This window comes from Acinetobacter sp. PC34 (assembly GCF_051789135.1).
Lineage (GTDB): Bacteria > Pseudomonadota > Gammaproteobacteria > Pseudomonadales > Moraxellaceae > Acinetobacter > Acinetobacter johnsonii.
In genome coordinates, this window is record NZ_CP196665.1 from 118,275 (window position 1) to 135,116 (window position 16,842).

The 16,842-nt window shown below is 37.4% G+C and carries 13 protein-coding genes, 8 pseudogenes and 1 other annotated feature; of the genes and pseudogenes, 13 read left to right on the plus strand and 8 right to left on the minus strand.

Annotation, left to right across the window (positions count from 1 at the left end):
• Nucleotides 1–35 precede the first annotated feature (35 nt).
• The 6 genes and pseudogenes from ACSC9N_RS17595 to ACSC9N_RS17620 all read left to right on the plus strand — a co-directional run bounded on the left by ACSC9N_RS17595 (nucleotide 36) and on the right by ACSC9N_RS17620 (nucleotide 5,494).
• Nucleotides 36–978: pseudogene (locus ACSC9N_RS17595) on the plus strand (IS5 family transposase).
• A gap of 87 nt (nucleotides 979–1,065) precedes the next feature.
• Nucleotides 1,066–1,831 (plus strand): annotated as a pseudogene (locus ACSC9N_RS17600) (IS5-like element ISAba31 family transposase).
• Nucleotides 1,832–1,905: 74 nt separating this feature from the next.
• Nucleotides 1,906–2,877 carry an IS481 family transposase gene (locus ACSC9N_RS17605; protein ID WP_439036157.1) on the plus strand — a complete coding sequence of 324 codons (972 nt, stop codon included), beginning with the start codon at nucleotides 1,906–1,908 and terminating at the stop codon, nucleotides 2,875–2,877.
• A gap of 273 nt (nucleotides 2,878–3,150) precedes the next feature.
• On the plus strand, nucleotides 3,151–3,813 hold the full coding sequence (locus ACSC9N_RS17610) for an IS1595-like element ISAcra1 family transposase (protein ID WP_439036158.1): 663 nt from the start codon (nucleotides 3,151–3,153) through the stop codon (nucleotides 3,811–3,813).
• A gap of 29 nt (nucleotides 3,814–3,842) precedes the next feature.
• Nucleotides 3,843–4,499: pseudogene (locus ACSC9N_RS17615) on the plus strand (GntR family transcriptional regulator); the annotation flags it as partial.
• A 62-nt stretch (nucleotides 4,500–4,561) separates the two neighbouring features.
• Nucleotides 4,562–5,494 (plus strand): IS5 family transposase, encoded by a 933-nt coding sequence (locus tag ACSC9N_RS17620; protein ID WP_439036159.1) that lies wholly within the window; start codon nucleotides 4,562–4,564, stop codon nucleotides 5,492–5,494.
• A 373-nt stretch (nucleotides 5,495–5,867) separates the two neighbouring features.
• Here ACSC9N_RS17620 and ACSC9N_RS17625 read toward each other — a convergent pair whose 3' ends face one another.
• From ACSC9N_RS17625 to ACSC9N_RS17635, 3 genes are all read right to left on the minus strand, one after another.
• The gene (locus tag ACSC9N_RS17625) at nucleotides 5,868–6,077 is read right to left on the minus strand and encodes an acyl-CoA thioesterase (RefSeq protein WP_178928875.1); all 210 of its coding nucleotides are present in this window, start codon (nucleotides 6,075–6,077) and stop codon (nucleotides 5,868–5,870) included.
• A 501-nt stretch (nucleotides 6,078–6,578) separates the two neighbouring features.
• Nucleotides 6,579–6,848 carry a hypothetical protein gene (locus ACSC9N_RS17630; RefSeq protein WP_178928876.1) on the minus strand — a complete coding sequence of 90 codons (270 nt, stop codon included), beginning with the start codon at nucleotides 6,846–6,848 and terminating at the stop codon, nucleotides 6,579–6,581.
• A 346-nt stretch (nucleotides 6,849–7,194) separates the two neighbouring features.
• Nucleotides 7,195–8,414, minus strand: a protein-coding gene (locus ACSC9N_RS17635; RefSeq protein WP_439036160.1) for an IS3 family transposase whose coding sequence is annotated in 2 segments (ribosomal slippage) — nucleotides 7,195–8,138 and nucleotides 8,138–8,414 — 1,221 coding nt in all. Because the reading frame shifts where the segments join, the coding sequence is not laid out codon by codon here.
• Nucleotides 8,023–8,139 (minus strand) — a sequence feature (AL1L pseudoknot). It overlaps the preceding gene by 117 nt.
• A gap of 50 nt (nucleotides 8,415–8,464) precedes the next feature.
• Here ACSC9N_RS17635 and ACSC9N_RS17640 point away from each other — a divergent pair.
• Nucleotides 8,465–8,593 (plus strand): annotated as a pseudogene (locus ACSC9N_RS17640) (integrase core domain-containing protein); the annotation flags it as partial.
• A gap of 476 nt (nucleotides 8,594–9,069) precedes the next feature.
• Here ACSC9N_RS17640 and ACSC9N_RS17645 read toward each other — a convergent pair.
• Entirely contained in the window at nucleotides 9,070–9,291 is a 222-nt protein-coding gene (locus tag ACSC9N_RS17645; protein WP_035245357.1) for a helix-turn-helix domain-containing protein, read from the minus strand.
• A 195-nt stretch (nucleotides 9,292–9,486) separates the two neighbouring features.
• Here ACSC9N_RS17645 and ACSC9N_RS17650 point away from each other — a divergent pair, with 195 nt between their 5' ends.
• Nucleotides 9,487–9,738, plus strand: coding sequence for a hypothetical protein (locus ACSC9N_RS17650; RefSeq protein ID WP_004986445.1), 252 nt, complete (start codon nucleotides 9,487–9,489; stop codon nucleotides 9,736–9,738).
• A 532-nt stretch (nucleotides 9,739–10,270) separates the two neighbouring features.
• Nucleotides 10,271–10,703: pseudogene (locus ACSC9N_RS17655) on the plus strand (transposase); the annotation flags it as partial.
• A gap of 98 nt (nucleotides 10,704–10,801) precedes the next feature.
• Here ACSC9N_RS17655 and ACSC9N_RS17660 read toward each other — a convergent pair.
• From ACSC9N_RS17660 to ACSC9N_RS17670, 3 genes and pseudogenes are all read right to left on the minus strand, one after another.
• Nucleotides 10,802–11,998 (minus strand): integrase arm-type DNA-binding domain-containing protein, encoded by a 1,197-nt coding sequence (locus tag ACSC9N_RS17660; protein ID WP_178928877.1) that lies wholly within the window; start codon nucleotides 11,996–11,998, stop codon nucleotides 10,802–10,804.
• A 275-nt stretch (nucleotides 11,999–12,273) separates the two neighbouring features.
• Nucleotides 12,274–12,390, minus strand: a pseudogene (locus ACSC9N_RS17665) (IS1 family transposase); the annotation flags it as partial.
• 31 nt (nucleotides 12,391–12,421) lie between these two features.
• Entirely contained in the window at nucleotides 12,422–13,654 is a 1,233-nt protein-coding gene (locus ACSC9N_RS17670; RefSeq protein WP_004637105.1) for an ATP-binding protein, read from the minus strand.
• A 430-nt stretch (nucleotides 13,655–14,084) separates the two neighbouring features.
• Here ACSC9N_RS17670 and ACSC9N_RS17675 point away from each other — a divergent pair, with 430 nt between their 5' ends.
• From ACSC9N_RS17675 to ACSC9N_RS17685, 3 genes and pseudogenes are all read left to right on the plus strand, one after another.
• Nucleotides 14,085–14,375: a type II toxin-antitoxin system HigB family toxin gene (locus ACSC9N_RS17675; protein ID WP_439036161.1), complete on the plus strand. Its 291-nt coding sequence runs from the start codon at nucleotides 14,085–14,087 to the stop codon at nucleotides 14,373–14,375.
• Nucleotide 14,376: 1 nt separating this feature from the next.
• Nucleotides 14,377–14,778 (plus strand): helix-turn-helix domain-containing protein, encoded by a 402-nt coding sequence (locus ACSC9N_RS17680; protein WP_000993197.1) that lies wholly within the window; start codon nucleotides 14,377–14,379, stop codon nucleotides 14,776–14,778.
• A 117-nt stretch (nucleotides 14,779–14,895) separates the two neighbouring features.
• Nucleotides 14,896–15,057: pseudogene (locus ACSC9N_RS17685) on the plus strand (helix-turn-helix domain-containing protein); the annotation flags it as partial.
• 64 nt (nucleotides 15,058–15,121) lie between these two features.
• Here the strand turns inward: ACSC9N_RS17685 and ACSC9N_RS17690 are convergent.
• Nucleotides 15,122–15,838, minus strand: a pseudogene (locus tag ACSC9N_RS17690) (IS3 family transposase); the annotation flags it as partial.
• Between the two features lie 85 nt (nucleotides 15,839–15,923).
• Here ACSC9N_RS17690 and istA point away from each other — a divergent pair.
• On the plus strand, nucleotides 15,924–16,842 hold a 919-nt coding region (istA, locus tag ACSC9N_RS17695; RefSeq protein WP_439036162.1), incomplete at its 3' end, for an IS21-like element ISAba8 family transposase.

The window sequence follows — 16,842 nt, forward strand, 5'->3', positions numbered from 1 at the left end:
ACCGATAAGGTCTTATTCCGCAGTATAATTCCTAGATGAATAAACCTACACCCAAAATCTTTCGTACAACTAATTGGCCCACATATAAGCGCGCCTTAATTAATCGAGGCAATATTTCCATTTGGTTTGATCCTTTGACTCAATGGTATGCTCATCCATAAGCAAAACATGGACGAAATCAAACTTACTCCGATACGGCTATTCAATGCTGCTTAATGATCAAATCTTTATTTAAATTGTCTTTGCGTATGGTCACAGGCTTTGTCCAAAGTCTGATTAAGCATTGTGGCTGAGCAGCCCCGAATATCAGTGATATTCGTACTTCACACTGTGCAGAAGACAAAGGCATATCGATGTTGCAATTGGCTATCAAAAAAGTAGTGGAGGTCTCCGTCTACTCGTAGACTCTACTGGCCTAAAGTTTTTAGGTGAAGGTGAATGGAAGCGTAAGAAACATGGACCTGAATATCGCCGCAAATGGCGTAAGCTTCATAATAGTATCGATGCTAAAACCCTTCAAATACGTGCTGTACAACTCACCGCAAATAATGTCAGTGATTCACAGGTACTGGAAGACTTACTTGCTCAAATCCCTTTAGATGAACAAATCGATTCTGTCTATACAGAGATGGTGCTTATGACACAAAACGATGCCGTCAGGTCATTGCAGATCGGCAAGCGTATGCAGTGATTCCACCTAGAAAAAATGCAAAGCCCTGGAAAGATATAAAAGCTCATTCACGAGAGCGAAATGAACTCCTTCGAACGGTTAAATGTTTGGGCAGGACAATCTGGAAAAAATGGTCAGGCTATCATCGGCAAAGTCTGCTTGAAACCAAGATGCATTGTATTAAATTATTAGGCGATAAACTCTGCTCAATGAATGCTGATAGTCAAGTGAATGAGATTCATGCACGCGTAGCTGTCTTAAATAAATTCACAGAATTAGGTCGCCCTCATACCCAAGTTGTCACTTAAATATGATTAGGGTGTGTTGACACTTTTAGCTTAAAAAAATAGCGAAGTAGTAAAATCAAATCGCCAAACCCAATTTTACTATTCGCTATGCCTCGTACCATGCTGACAGATCAACACTGGCAAAAGTTGAAAGTTATTCTGCGTAATTTATCCATTCACCACAACTCAAATTTACGCAATTTTATTGAAGCTATTCTCTATAGAATTAGAACAGGCTGTCCGTGGCGAGATATTCCTTGTTGTTTTGGTCATTCAAACTCTATTTTCAAACGTTTTAATCGTTGGTCAAGCAGCGGTAAGTTACTTAGATTATTCAAATTACTAGCCTCATGCCCCGATATGGAGTGGATTTTTATTGATGGCTCTCATGTACGTGCTCATCAACATTCTGCTGGCATAGCGAATCAATCTATTTCTAAAAGTGTAGGAGGAAACTCCTCAAAAATACATTTGATTGTTGATGCACATGGCAATCCTATTGATTTCATGATTACCGATGGAACCACACATGATGTTAAAGTTGCACCTGATTTAATATCAACATTAGATTTAAAAGAGACAAAAGTGGTATGTGCAGATAAAGGCTATGATTCAGAACCACTGCGTGAACAGATCAGGAAAACAGGGACTAAAGCGAATATACCAAAGAAAACAAATAGCCAATCGAACAATGACCATATGGACTGGTATTTATATAAAATCAGGCATTTAGTTGAAAATATGTTTTGTAGATTAAAGCAATTTAGAGGAATAGCTACTCGATATGACAAGCTCAAAAGAAATTATCAAAGTTCTGTTGCTTTAGCCTGTATATTTTTATGGCTACCTTTATAGGGTTAATTATGAACAGTAAATGTCAACAGACCCTATTTGTTTAGTCCCAGATTTTAATGGTGCAATATTCTCAGATAAATGGAAGGAAGCACTATGGGACAAGTTCTACACAGCAGCGCCACAACGACACAGGCAGTGCGTCGAGCAATACAAAATAGTCAAGAGAGCTTAAGAACGCTAGCCAAGCGTTACGGCATCAATCAAAAGACCGTCGCAAAATGGAAGAAACGTACTTCAGTAGATGATCTTACAACCGGCCCAAAGAATCCTCGCTCAAGCGTGTTATCGCCTGAAGATGAGGCGGCAATTGTTGCTTTTCGAAAACGCACTTTGTTGCCGCTAGACGATTGCCTTTATGCATTGCAGCCGAGTATTCCTTATCTGACACGCTCGTCGTTACACCGCTGCTTACAGCGGCATGGTATTTCACGACTGCCTGAGGTACAAGGTGATCGCCCTGTCAGGAAGCGCTTCAAGAGCTACCCCATTGGTTACTTTCATATCGACATCGCTGAGATGCAAACAGCACAGGGTAAGCTTTATCTCTTCGTTGCCATTGATCGCACTTCCAAGTTTGCGTTCACTGAATTGCATACTAAAGCCAGTAAGATGGCAGCCGCGGAGTTCATGCGCAATCTGGTTAAGGCTGTGCCCTATAGAATCCATACGGTGCTAACAGATAACGGCATCCAGTTCACGAACCGCACCTGTGATCGCTACGCCTCTGAGCACATCTTTGATCGGGTTTGTACTGAATGTGGCATTGAACATCGTCTTACCAAGGTTAAGCATCCATGGACCAATGGACAGGTCGAGAGGATGAACCGAACGATTAAAGAAGCTACTGTCAAACGGTTCCATTACGACGATCACACTCAGCTATGCATTCACCTTGCTGATTTTATTGCTGCATACAACTTCGGCCGCAGACTCAAAACACTCAGGGGCCTGACTCCCTACGAATTCATCTGCAAACAGTGGACAGATGAACCTGAACTTTTTAAAATTGATCCGATCCATCAAATGCCGGGACTAAACACCTATTTAATTTCAAATAAAAAATAATAAATAAGTGAGTTGCACTATTAAAGTATCTTTTCACGCCAGTACCATTCGCGAGTTGTATTTTTCACACAATTTTATGGGCTACCATCACTCTCCTAAACAAATATAGTCTGTCTGATTTGCCTATACAGAAAAAAGATGAAGCCCCCCATCCATCTAAAAAATTTCCACTTCATTTCCTAGAAACTCTGCATAGATAGCATTTTGGATGTTGTTGCATAAGTTAATTATTTCGGCTCTAGACTAGCAGAATAATTATGTTAGTCTAGAATAATGATAGGAAACAGTAAATTAAGTCACTACAAGATTAAAAAAATTATACAATGCTTTTGTGTTGATATTCCTGCTTCCAAAACAGCCTTATTACTCAATTTAAATCGTAATACGATTAATTATTGGTACATGCTTTTTAGAGAAACTATCTATGATCATCAAACAGATTTAAGAGCTAAGTTTGTTGGTTCAATAGAAGTAGATGAAAGCTATTTTGGAGCGAAAAGGCAACGTGGGTTTCATGGAAAGTTAAAGCGTGGTCGTGGGACTCTAAAACAGCCAGTATTTGGAATATTCGAACGTAATGGGCGCGTCTATACTGAAATCGTACCTGACTGTAAAATGAAGACTTTACAAGAGGTTATCATTGGTAAAGTTTCACTTGAGAGTGTGATTTATAGTGATGGATGGCGTGGCTATAATGGTCTTGTTGATGTGGGTTATTCAAAGCATTTTAGGGTAAATCACGGAGCAAATGAGTTTGCTAGAGGACAATGCCATATAAATGGAATAGAATCATTTTGGAGCTTTTGTAAAAGAAGGCTAGCAAAGTTTAACGGCATATCAAAAGAGTACTTTGATTATCATCTTAAAGAAACTGAATGGCGTTGGATGAGGGAACCTAATGAGTTAGCAACTGAGCTGTGGAACCTCATTAGGTAAAATTAAGTGTAAATCTGCTAGTCTAGAGCCATGCAATTTTAGATGCAATTTTAAATCGTCAATTAAAACCAGGTACTCGTTTGGTTGAAGCACCCTTATGTAAGGCATTTGGAGTTACGCGTGGCGTGATTCGACGGATTTTTGTAAAGCTCGCTCACGATAAAATTATTGAAATACAGCCAAATCGTGGTGCTATTGTTGCTGAGCATGATCTAGAAGACACCAAAGCTGTGTTTGAGGCACGTAGCATGCTGGAATTGGGAACAGTCAGAAAACTCGCGAAACGTGCGAAAAATGTGAATTTACAAAGTGTAAGAGAATTAGTCAGAAAAGAAGAAAATGCGCTTTCTGATGGTAACTGGAAAGAGTGGGTAAAACTTTCAGGTGACTTCCATTTAAAGCTGAGCGAAATTAATAACAATCCCTTGGTGACGAACTACCTTCAAACATTAATTGCCAGAACGTCATTATTAATCCGCATGTATGAGTCCCCAGCCCATAACAGTTGCTCGATTGAGGAGCATACGGCTATTCTTAATGCAATTGAGCAAGGTGATGAACAACTCGCAACTTCCCTTATGGAAGAACATTTAGAAGATTATGCGAACATATTTCTGAAAGAACAACCAGCTGCAAACCACTCTGATTTACTTGAATTATTTCAAGATAAAAAAATAGAAAATTAGATTGGCTAGGCTTTGTTGAACAAACCTATCTGTAAAGGGTTTTTCAGCGATATAATTTTCAAATGAAGAAGCCTACACACAAAATCTACCGCACAACCAATTGGCCCGCATATAACCGAGCACTCATGAGTCGCGGAAATATTGCCATTTGGTTTGATCCTGCTACGCAATCGTATGCGCCATCAAAAGGCAAACAAGGGCGAAATCAAACCTACTCCGACGCAGCCATCCAATGCTGCTTAATGATTAAATCCTTATTCCGTCTGTCTTTACGTATGGTCACTGGCTTTGTGCAAAGTCTGATTAAACTTTGCGGATTAAATTGGATAGCTCCAGATTACACCACGCTTTGTAGAAGACAAAAGCATATTGATATTGTAATCAGCTACCAAAAAAGTAGCGATGGGCTGCATCTACTCATGGACTCTACAGGCATGAAGTTTCTAGGTGAGGGCGAATGGAAACGCAAGAAATATGGACCTGAATATCGTCGCCAATGGCGTAAACTTCATATTGGTATAGATGCTAAAACCCTACAAATACGAGCAGTTCAGCTTACAACCAATAATGTCAGTGATTCACAGGTGCTTGGTGATTTACTTAATCAGATTCCACAAGATGAGCGGATTGACTCTGTTTATACCGATGGAGCTTATGACACCGAGCAATGCCGTCAGATCATTGCAGATCGGCAAGCGCATGCGGTGATTCCACCTAGAAAAAATGCGAAACCATGGAAAGATACAAAGAGTAGCTCGCTAGAGCGAAATGAATTACTTCGAACAATTAAACGTTTAGGCAGGACACTATGGAAAAAATGGTCAGGCTATCATCGGCGAAGTTTGGTTGAAACTAAGATGCATTGCATCAAATTATTAGGAGATAAACTCAGTGCAAGGAGTTTTGATAGCCAAGTGAATGAGATCCATGCACGTGTAGCAGTCCTTAACAGATTTACGGAATTAGGTCGACCACTTACCCAAGTTACGCCTTAAATTTGACTCAATTAGGGGCGCTTTGCATTTCAAATCTTTGTGCAACAAAGCCTTACCAAGTTAAAACCTCCTGTTTTTTCAGCACACATCAAATTCAAAAGGGTTTGGGTTTTAAGACACCAAATCAAATGGCCGAAGACTTTTATAAGTTGGCTGCCTAGAATCTCCCAAGGGAAAGTCTCCTGATAATTCAGCATATATCATTTTGATTCTGGATTTTGCTTATTAATCATGTCGGTTCCATCACGTGAAATACTATAATAATAGATATGACATCAGGCTCTATCTATCAATAATAGATATGTTACGCAATACTACCCTGTAAAATAATTAACACTGATCCGTTTTAAAAAAATAAAGGCTTAGAACTCTCTTAAGATGGATTGCTTAAAAATTTACGCATCTGTCTATGTCTTCTAGTGAGACCTAGTACCTCTTTACGGTTAATAATTTCATCTTCAGTAAAAGGTAGATGATTGATAAGCTGCTCAATCACCATAAAACTATTTTCAATTAAGAAACTATCTTGCTCGGTTGTCCAATTTGAGGTTATATGCTCAGATTTTTTAGACTGTCTTTTCATAAAAAGAAATTATACCTAATCATGAGGACTCTTGACTTTCTTCAAGCACTCTCGGCATACACAAATTTCTTTTTGGTCATTGGTGTAATCAATCTCTCTAGCACCATGAAGGCCAAATATACACATTAATAATCTGATCATATTATTCCTCCTTTAAGTACTTAAAAGCTATATATCTTAGGCATCTATATTTATATGAATCCCTGTAAGACAGCATTTCGAACAACTTTATCGAAGTTTGAATGAAATAAATTTTCAGTAGTTTGACGCTTTGACAATAAACAGAAACTTGCTACCGTACCTATGCTCACCAATGTTAATAATTTCATTTTTAATTCCATCCATGTAGAACTTTTGATTCAAACATATCACTGTGATTTGTATTTATCTAACTGCCTTCTGATGAGTTACTGTTCATAATGTAATCACATTATTATTTGTGTAATTGAATTTGTTAAATAATGAAACAATCCCTATCAAACTACACTGAGTTATTACAACTTATAAATTTAAAGCTTTATGTGCCCATTTCAGAAATTTATCTTTATTGTTGAAATTAGGGACATTCAATAAATTGATATAGGAAACTTCGCCAAAGTTTCCTGAAATTTTATTTGATTCAAGAATTGTAAAATCTTCTTCTTGCCCTACATGTACTTCCCGAAAAAACTCCGTAACTTTCCGATCAAGGTTTAGTGAGGTAAACGCCTCTCTTTCAACTAAAAAGTCATAGATCTGGCTAATCACATGTGGTTCAAATTTTCTATTCATTTTTTCCGTTCTCATAATTATTTTAACAATTGGTTCAATTTAAACTAATTTCTTTTACGGATAAAGACAATAAAAAAACTTACTATCAGGGACAGTTAAATAGATTTTCGCTTAGTCTTTACAAGTAAGATCTCTATTCGTTGAGTAACTTCCCACAATTTAAGCTCAGCATCACGCCAAAAATAATAGATGTCACCATTTATGACATACATTTGCTTAATGTATTTTGTTGCTTTTGTCTTGTTTACTTCTTTAGCAGGTAATCCCCCAAAAAATAATTGAGTTTAAAAGTAGAAAATCCAATAACTGAACCGTACCGGGTTTGTCGGAGACTTTTTTATTTAAGTTAGGCCACCTGACCTAACGGGTTAATCTTATCATAGTACATTGCTTTAAACTCAAAAGGCGATACATAACCCAGTGCACTGTGTACACGCTTTTTATTGAACCAATCTACCCAGTTTAGTGTCGCAAGTTGTACATCTGCTAAACCTTGCCAATCTGCTTTTAAATATTCAATCACCTCTGTTTTGTATAAGCCATTCACCGTTTCAGCCAGAGCATTATCGTATGAATCACCCGTTGTACCGACTGATGCTCGTAAATTTGCTGCTTCTAAACGATTGGTATAGCGAATAGAAAGATATTGAACACCTCTATCGGAATGATGAATCACATTCTTTGGCATGCCTCGATCGTGCAATGCTTGCTCCAATGCATCGAGCACCATATCTGTATTCATCCGTGTCGATACTTTCCATCCAACAATTGCTCGTGAGAACACATCAATAACAAATGCGGTATATACCCAGCCTGAATGAGTTTGAATATAGGTAAAGTCACCCACCCATAGTTGGTTTGGATGATCAGCATTAAAATTACGTTTCACTAAATCATCTGCCCGTTTTTGGTCATCTCGGCTACGGGTGGTTTGTTTATTCTTACCTCGCCAAACACCTTGTATACCTAGCTTTTTCATTAATCGAGCAACTGTACAACGTGCAATAACATAACCCTCACGTTTTAATTTTTGCCAGACTTTACGTACACCATATCGACCTGAACTTTCCTTCCAAATTCGTTTAATTTGTTCAGCATGATGCTCATCATGTAGATCTCGTTTCGCTCGATGTTCTGGATTGTCAGCGAGATCTAAAGTTCGGTAATAGGTTGAAGCTGCGATCGGTAAAATCCTACAAATCGCATCAACACCATATAAGTCTTTATTGTTATGGATGAAATCCACCATTATTTGTGTGGGCGGTCGAGCTCCGCCTGGGCGAAAAAAGCGGCTGCTTTACGTAGAATTTCATTGGCACGCTTTAATTCTTTAATTTCACGTTCCATTTGCTTCATTTTTTCTTGATCAGATATCTCTTGTACTTTAATAGGATTTTGCTGATCTAAATGCTTTTGATGCCAGGCACGAAGTGTTTCAGGAGTACAACCGATCTTAGGCGCAATTGCTGTGATTGCAGCCCAAGTAGAAGGATAATCTTTTTCAGATTCAATCAATAATTGAACCGCTCTTTCTCTGATTTCAGGGGTATATTTTAATTTTGTCATCGGGATAGTCTCTAAGAATATTGACTCTCCGACAAACCCGGTACGGTTCAGTTGAGCGGTTTAATAGTACAGTACGTTATGAGTGTTTAAATCAATATTTATTTCGAGATCTGAGCGAGGTGCAGAACTATACAACTAACTGGCAGTACTTTTATAATCATGAACGACCTCATATGTAGGTAAATGGTTGTCCACCTATTTTTAAACAATAACAAGGGCTTTAGATTTTCTACCCATTAATTCAATTAAAAATGGGGGTATTACCATTGAACGTTCGATCTCAAACATTATAACTTCAAGATCAAGTACTTAAAATTATCAAAATTGTAAAAAGAATAAATTTAAATCGTTAAATAGAAAATCATGTAAAAATACTCAAAATCTTGCAATAAGTACAATCGCAACGTAAGATGAGAATTGCAGTGAAGTCATTTTAAATTCCGTGTACGGCAAATTGCATTACATGGAACAAACCCAAAATAGTTACAGCTATTGTGGGTCATTATCCCCTGTTCTCAACTAAGTTATAAGAAAAATACCCCTATCATTCGATTGATTCCTTTATATAAATAATTAAGTAAATATTTGTTTTCCATGAAATTTTATAAAATTCAGTATTAGACCTGTAGCGAAAACTTATCAAACGAAGTATTGGTTAATCTTTTTCTTCAACATCTTCCTTAAACTCAAACAAATCATTCATCGTACAGTTAAAGTATTTACATAACTTATCGGCGACTGGCAATTCAATACGTACAGCACGATCATAATACATACTCGTGAGCGTATTGCGATTGATGCCTGTCGCACGTACTACATCACTTAATTTTAAAATTTTTCGATCGCCCATGAGGCTGGATAACTTGCAAGTAATCATATATCAATTAATTTACAAAAAAATAACCTACTAAGAGTTATTTTAAGTTGTTGACTGAGTAATACCCTGCTATAGTTAACCTACAGCAGATCATTACAACTTATAGAAAGCATAATTCATCTATTTCAACTAAATTATAACTTTTTAAATGTAAGGATTGAAGCTGTATTAGATTATTTTGTGGAGATGACCGCCATGTTGCCAAATGAATTATTGATCAGCCAGCAAGCTCGTGACTTAGGAAATCAATTAATTAAAGAAATGAACATCAATAGAAGTTACGGAATGGCTAATTTTCTTGGAGTAAATACTTGCTATGATAATCATCAGGCTGTACTTATTTGGACATTTCAACTTCTTGAAAGGGAACCTACCTTAAACGAATTAGCAGAAATTAAAAAATATTTTCTTTTAATCTTTCCAGATAGTGTTTATCAATTAGCCTAAGTTGTTTTTAAAAATTATTTTCAGGGGGGGATTACCGGATAGTCTGATAATTCTGAATAAGATCATAATCCGCTGACGTTTAACTAATATTTACGAAATTCCACACTGACTGTATGGTGGATGGTACTCCATCGAGGTATAGAAACATTGGCTTAAAATAGGATTCAGGTTACATAATAAAAAAAGTCCAGAATTTATAGGCTTAATCTGGACAAAAAGGAAACTAAGAAAAAGAAATCTTGCTTAAAGTTAGGCAATCACTCCATGGAATTTCGTAGCAACCCAATCTGCAATCATAGAGCCCGCATTGGGAGCTATACTTTTCTATCAACGATGTACAAGCTATTTTATACTATGTACGACAAGGCATGGGGGTGGCATTATTGCCTGACTTGATCCTAGACACTATCACTACGTCTCCCGATTATTCTTAATTTTCGATGGGTATATTCATCCTTTTAATGACTGATGTGTGCTGAAAAAACAGGAGGTTTTAACTTGGTAAACCATACATACTCATCAGGAGTTTACCATGAGCAAGAAACACAAGACGTATACGGCAGAATTTAAAGCTGAAACCATCAAAGCAATAGAAGCCATTCAAGGCAATGTATCTAAAAACAGCTAGAGAACTCGGCATTTCCATGCAGACCCTTTCGCATTAGAATAATAAGGCAAAGGCAGGGACTTTAGCTGGTACTAAATAGTATTCATCTGATCTAAACGCTTTGCTCGAAGAAAATAAGCAACTTAAACAGCAGCTTAAATCCGCTGAAATGGTGAAATGGAACGTGAATTTCTAAAAAAGGCAGTAGCGTACTTTGCCAAATAAAGTCAGTAAGGTACGCCTATGTGAAATCCCAAAACACTTATTTCCGATTATTTTGATGGCACGATTACTTCATGTATCAGTTTCACGCTTTTATGATTGGCTAAAACGAGGTGTGAATAAACGATTAGTTCAGGTGGCCTAACTTAAATAAAAAGTCTCAGACAAACCGGGTACGGTTCACTATTTTTGTCGTGTACAGAGAGTTTTTCTATATAAAAGTATGATACTCACCTAGCCATTACTTAAATAATCACCCCACCACTGCATCATTTCAGTCCGTTGAACTAAGTAATCAGCATGATTATAACTGGCACGGGTACGGTTCTTATCAATATGTGAAAGTTGTGCCTCAATCCAATTATCTTGAAATAAACCTGAGTCATTCAAAATGGTACTAAAAGTGGAACGTAGTCCATGAGAGGATAATTGATGTTTGCCATAGCCCATCTTACGAATAGCCATATTTAATGTATTGAAATGAATCGGTTGATTGTGTTTCCGAGGGCTTGCAAAAATATATTTTTCACCGTATGACCATTGCATGACGTCTTTTAAAATCTCTAAAGCCTGATCTGAAAGTGGTACTAAAAAGTCTGGAATCTCATGGCCTAAAATGACTTTACGTCGAAATTGTTTAATATGCAAGGCAGGAATTTTCCATATTTTTGCATTTAAATCAAAATGATGAGGCTCAGCCAATAACAATTCAGCCCCTCGCACTCCAGTATGTAATTTGAATATTAGTGCTTTTTTAATAATGGGATGGGCATCCAATTTTTGTAAGTTATTCTTAAATTCGGATATTTCCTCCGCTTTTAAATACGGATAGTTCTTCTTAATTTTACTGTTGATTACAATTTTATTTAAACCATGAGCGATATTGTATTCACAATAACCCATCGCTACAGCGTAATCATAAATTTGGTTCAAATAGCTACAAGCTTTTTTGACTGGTTCTTTTACTTGGCGCGCCTCTATTTTTTTTATTACTGAAACCAAGTCATAGCGCTTGACGTTTTCAAAAGGTAAATCCTGAAGGTCTGGGTAAATATCATGCTGTAAACATCTTTCTGCTAACTGTAGTACACCGCAGCGGGGTAAATCATTAAATGCATTCTTAAGTTTGAACTGTAGCCATTCCTCCCCTACTTTACGAAAAGTAATTACATTAGAAATAGTATCTTTTTCAAAACTAAAATTATTGTCTTTAAAATCATCTCTGACTTGTCGTGCCTTTTTCAGTGATAAATCAGGATAAAGTCCTAACTGAATGCGGCGACGTTTTTTTATTTGTGGATCTGTATAGCGATAACACCAAGATTTTCTTCCATTCGGCTCAATCTTCAGGCTAAGTCCATCTTCATCAGATAAAAAACAAGTTTTTTCCTTGCAATGCGCTTGGCGAACCTTAATTTCTGTAAGACTCATGAAATTTAAATGAAACCTCTCAGAGGATTGATTGTATCAATTATATCAAAATAGAGCGCTTAATATATGATGCGTAGGCTACGCATCATATAAAATTGTAATACACTGTTTTATATATTTATTGTTATTAGTATTTTTATTTTAGTAACCATCTTAAGTCCCACCTCTACTTAATATGTAAGATGAGATAAATAAGCAGCTAATTACACTAACCTGAGTTAGATATAAAAAAGAGTAGAAAAAAATCCGGTGGTGTTTTAAAAAGTATGCTGACATTAAATGAAGCCATTATTGATGTAAAAGAAGGTTAAGTCGAAGGCTTTAAAATGGTTTTCAAGCTTTTTGGAGAAATTACAACTTCTTCTAAAACCACGCCTTATTCGATGCCTTAATAAATAAGAGTATCCATGTCTATCCTCAACTTTACTTATTTTCAGATAGCAACCAATCGAGAGCACTCATTTTTACAATACCATTATAATTTGCTTCAGTCCCTATCGTGTCTAAGGTAAGTAAATATTTGGGATACGAATCAGAAATTTTCTGTAATGGACGTAACTCTCGGCTAAGTGTCTCTTCATTGAGCGTTTCTAATGCCACTTGATAATAAGTTAAATTCTGTAAAGTATCGACAGCAACAAAATCAATTTCATATTCATCAACCCGCCCTACATAGACGGTATAACCTCGTCTGACAAGCTCAAGATAAATCACATTTTCTAAGATATGACCTTGATCAGCATTAGCATCAGGCAACATAATCCGGCGCAATCCGACATCAACTAAATAGTATTTTTCAGAGGATTGTAATAACTCACGCCCGCGTACTTTAAATTGTGCGGCACTATAAAATAACAAACTGTCCTGTAAGCCCTGAATATAGCGTTTTACTGTTTCAAATGAAATTTTAACCCCACTTGAAACAAAGGTATTTTTAATTTTATTGATGGAAATAGGTGAGCCTGTCACGCTTGCCAAATATCTTGCGACACGCTCGAGAGAGTTAATATCGGCAGTATTCAAACGGGGAATAACATCTTTAAACATTACACTGGCATAGACCGCTTGCAAGTAATCATAAGTTTCCTGCTGGCTAGTCATGACAAGCGTATAAGGGAAACTACTGCGCGTATACATGGCATACAAATCACGATTGGATAATTGTTGGATGATCGGATTATTTTCAATATGCCACAGTTTAAATTCTTGGAATGACAGAGGTAGAACATGTTGCTCGATATAGCGTCCTGTAAGTAAAGTCGCAAGTTCTCCACTTAGAAAGAATGCATTTGAGCCTGTAATATATAAATCGATATAATCCCGAACATATAAAGAGTCGACTACTTTCTCAAAATTTGTAACATGTTGTATTTCATCTAAAAAAACATAGTTTTTTTTACTTTTATCAACTTTGGACAATACATAATCATGTAGTTTACGGTAATCGGTGAGTTCTTCAAATTCCATAAATTCGAAGTTGATGGCAATGATGTTTTCGGCTTGTACACCCTGTGCTTTTAGGTCTTGTTGAAACATCGCCAATAAGGTGGATTTTCCAGAGCGACGCACACCTGAAAGTACTTTAATGACATCACGGTCTTGCCATGTATTCAGAAATTTTAAGTAGCCATCACGTCGAATATTAGCGCTTCTCATTATTTACACTTAGAATCTAAAGTTTTAATAAATTCTATCAAATTTTAGAACGTATATGTAAATATATTTAATTTTAAAAAAAGTTTAAAGGTTAAGTGAAACACTCAAAGCTGCTGTTAAAGTATGCGGATAGTAAATGTAACAAAAATCTAGATTCTATCTTTTTTGATTATTTTCCATGTCATGTTATGTCATTGATGCTGCGACTTAACGGCTATATAAATTAAGTGAAAAGTAAATGGAACTAAGATGTTAACTAGAGTGGAACTCATTTTTGTTGTGCTAATGGTATCAGCCTTATTGCGCATGAAATGCTAAAAGGTTTATTTTTTAAGATCATCAGATTAAGTGCATTTTGATAATGAATAAAGCTCCGTGTGGCGCTTTATTCATCCTAGCCATTCAATATTGCAAAATGCGATAAAATGTTATGCATGTGATCACCCACACTCGAATTATAGAAGCAATGCAAAAGTGGCCACAGGCTGAAACGGCATTAGATGGTTGGTATCGAACCATAAAGGCAAACGATCCGAAAGATTTTGCTGAGATGAAATATCTCTTTCCAGAGGTCGATAAAGTTGGAAAGTTCCATGTATTCGATATTGGCGGGAACAAGATCCGACTTATTGCAGTCGTGATGTATCAAGCAAAACGTGTGTATATCCGTGATGTCTTGTACCATAAAGAATATGACAAAGGTCATTGGAAGGAAGGTTAGTATGAACGCGATGATTAAACAGGCCGTAGACCACTGGCACTGCGTTGCACCATTGCTCAGCAAGCCAGAAAATGAAGACGACTTTCATACACTTGTTGAAGCTTTAGATGAACTTTTAGATACTGTTGGTGATGACGAGTCCCATCCTTTAATGGGGCTTACTCATCAGCTTGGTGATTTGGTTTCTGATTATGAAAATGAGCATCTTCCTATGCCTAAAGGGGACGGTCGTGCTGCTTTGGCTTTTTTGATGGAGCAACATGGTTTAGGTCAGTCTGACTTAACAGAGGTTGCAACACCATCAGTGATTTCTGAGATTTTAAGTGGTAAACGCCAACTGAATATTCGTCATATTAAGGCATTGTCTGAGCGGTTTAATGTATCGGCAGATACGTTTTTCTAAAAGAGAGGTGGATCAGGAAATTTGGCTCAATTAGGGGTACTTTGCCTTTCAAATCTTTGTGCAACAAAGCCCAGAGAATCTATAAATGATAGTGCGTAAGTCCTAGAGTATATAAAATTGTCATACCATCATCTTAACTTTGAAGATCGTACTGCATTAATGCTTGAGTCAAGAAAAGAAGGCTTTTCAGCCAGAAAATTTGCTGAACTCATTAAAACACATCCTAGTACGATCTATCGTGAGCTTAAAAGAAATAGCATCAATGACGTTTATCAAGCGATAACCAATGCTGCGAATTTTGATCTTGAACCGTACCGGGTTTGTCGGAGACTTTTTGTTTAAGTTAGGCCACCTGACCTAACGGGTTAATTTTATCATAGTACATCGCTTCAAAATCAAAAGGTGATACATAACCTAGTGAACTATGTATACGTTCTTTATTGAACCAATCTACCAAATTTAATGTGGCAAGTTGTATATCACCCAAACCACGCCAATCTGCTTTTAAATATTCAATCACCTCTGTTTTGTACAACCCATTCACTGTTTCAGCCAAAGCATTATCGTATGAATCACCAGTCGTACCGACTGATGCTCGTAAATTTGCTGCTTCTAAACGATTGGTATAGCGAATGGAAAGATATTGCACACCCCTGTCGGAATGATGAATCACATTCTTTGGCATGCCTCGATCATGCAATGCTTGCTCTAATGCATCAAGCACCATATCTGTATTCATTCGTGTAGATACTTTCCATCCAACAATTGCTCGTGAAAACACATCAATAATAAAGGCGGTATAGACCCAGCCTGAATGAGTTTGAATATACGTAAAGTCAGCAACCCACAGCTGATCTGGATGATCAGCACTAAAATTACGTTTCACTAAATCATCTGCTCTTTTTTGATCATCTCGGCTACGGGTGGTTTGTTTATTCTTACCACGCCAAACACCTTGTATACCTAGCTTCTGCATCAATCGAGCAACTGTACAACGTGCAATAACATAACCTTCACGTTTCAATTGTTGCCAGACCTTACGCACACCATATCGACCTGTTAGCGGCAGTGTAAAAATGACCCCCTAATGGCATTTAAAAACTGACCCCCTTGGTTAATATAGCGGTCATTTTGGACTGCTCAACATGTTAACTTTGGAGCAAGCAGTGACAATCCAAATACTTCATCAACAAGGTAAATCTATTAAAGCCATTAGTCGTGAACTGGGGGTGTCCAGAAATACCGTACGTAAATATTTACGGCAAAACACCACACCTCAGTATCAGCGTATACAGCCTAGAATAAGTATCCTTGACCCATATAAACCCTATTTACTCCAACGTGTAAATGCAGCTCATCCTGAATGGATTCCTGCTGTCGTGCTCTACCAGGAAATTTTAAGGTTGGGATATCCAGGAAAGATCAGGATCTTGAGGGAATATCTTGCAACATTAAAACCAGTTGCCAAACCGGAACCGATCATTCGTTTTGAAACCCAACCTGGCCAACAAATGCAGGTAGATTTCACGACAATTCGACGCAACAACACGACTTTAAAAGCCTTTGTCGCAACATTAGGGTATTCCAGAGCGACTTTCGTGAAATTTTATGATCATGAACGTACCGATGCATGGATCGATGGTCTAGAAAATGCATTTCAGTTCTTTGCAGGAGTACCTCAGGAAATCCTGTTTGATAACGCTAAAACGATCATGATTGAACGGGATGCCTATCAGGAGGGGCATCATAAATGGAACCCCAAACTGCTCGACTGCGCCAAGAAATACAGCTTTCGTCCCCGCGTATGTAAGCCCTACCGTGCACAGACCAAAGGCAAAGTTGAACGCTTTAATGGATACCTCAAATCAAGCTTTATTGTGCCATTGAAAGCAAGCCTGAAGACTTCGGGTTTACTGTTAGATGTTGATGTCGCCAATGCCCACATTGGCCGGTGGCTGCATGAAACCGCCAATCAGCGGATTCATGCCACCACGCAAGAAAAACCGGCTGTTCGACTGCAACAGGAGCAGCAAAAATTTACGCCATTACCGCAATCAGATACAG

Coding starts and splice junctions, on each gene's coding strand:
- ACSC9N_RS17605 (WP_439036157.1), top strand. CDS start 1,906: ATGGGACAAGTTCTACACAGCAGCGCCACAACGACACAGGCAGTGCGT.
- ACSC9N_RS17610 (WP_439036158.1), top strand. CDS start 3,151: ATGATAGGAAACAGTAAATTAAGTCACTACAAGATTAAAAAAATTATA.
- ACSC9N_RS17620 (WP_439036159.1), top strand. CDS start 4,562: ATGAAGAAGCCTACACACAAAATCTACCGCACAACCAATTGGCCCGCA.
- ACSC9N_RS17625 (WP_178928875.1), bottom strand. CDS start 6,077: ATGAAAAGACAGTCTAAAAAATCTGAGCATATAACCTCAAATTGGACA.
- ACSC9N_RS17630 (WP_178928876.1), bottom strand. CDS start 6,848: ATGAATAGAAAATTTGAACCACATGTGATTAGCCAGATCTATGACTTT.
- ACSC9N_RS17645 (WP_035245357.1), bottom strand. CDS start 9,291: ATGATTACTTGCAAGTTATCCAGCCTCATGGGCGATCGAAAAATTTTA.
- ACSC9N_RS17650 (WP_004986445.1), top strand. CDS start 9,487: ATGTTGCCAAATGAATTATTGATCAGCCAGCAAGCTCGTGACTTAGGA.
- ACSC9N_RS17660 (WP_178928877.1), bottom strand. CDS start 11,998: ATGAGTCTTACAGAAATTAAGGTTCGCCAAGCGCATTGCAAGGAAAAA.
- ACSC9N_RS17670 (WP_004637105.1), bottom strand. CDS start 13,654: ATGAGAAGCGCTAATATTCGACGTGATGGCTACTTAAAATTTCTGAAT.
- ACSC9N_RS17675 (WP_439036161.1), top strand. CDS start 14,085: ATGCATGTGATCACCCACACTCGAATTATAGAAGCAATGCAAAAGTGG.
- ACSC9N_RS17680 (WP_000993197.1), top strand. CDS start 14,377: ATGAACGCGATGATTAAACAGGCCGTAGACCACTGGCACTGCGTTGCA.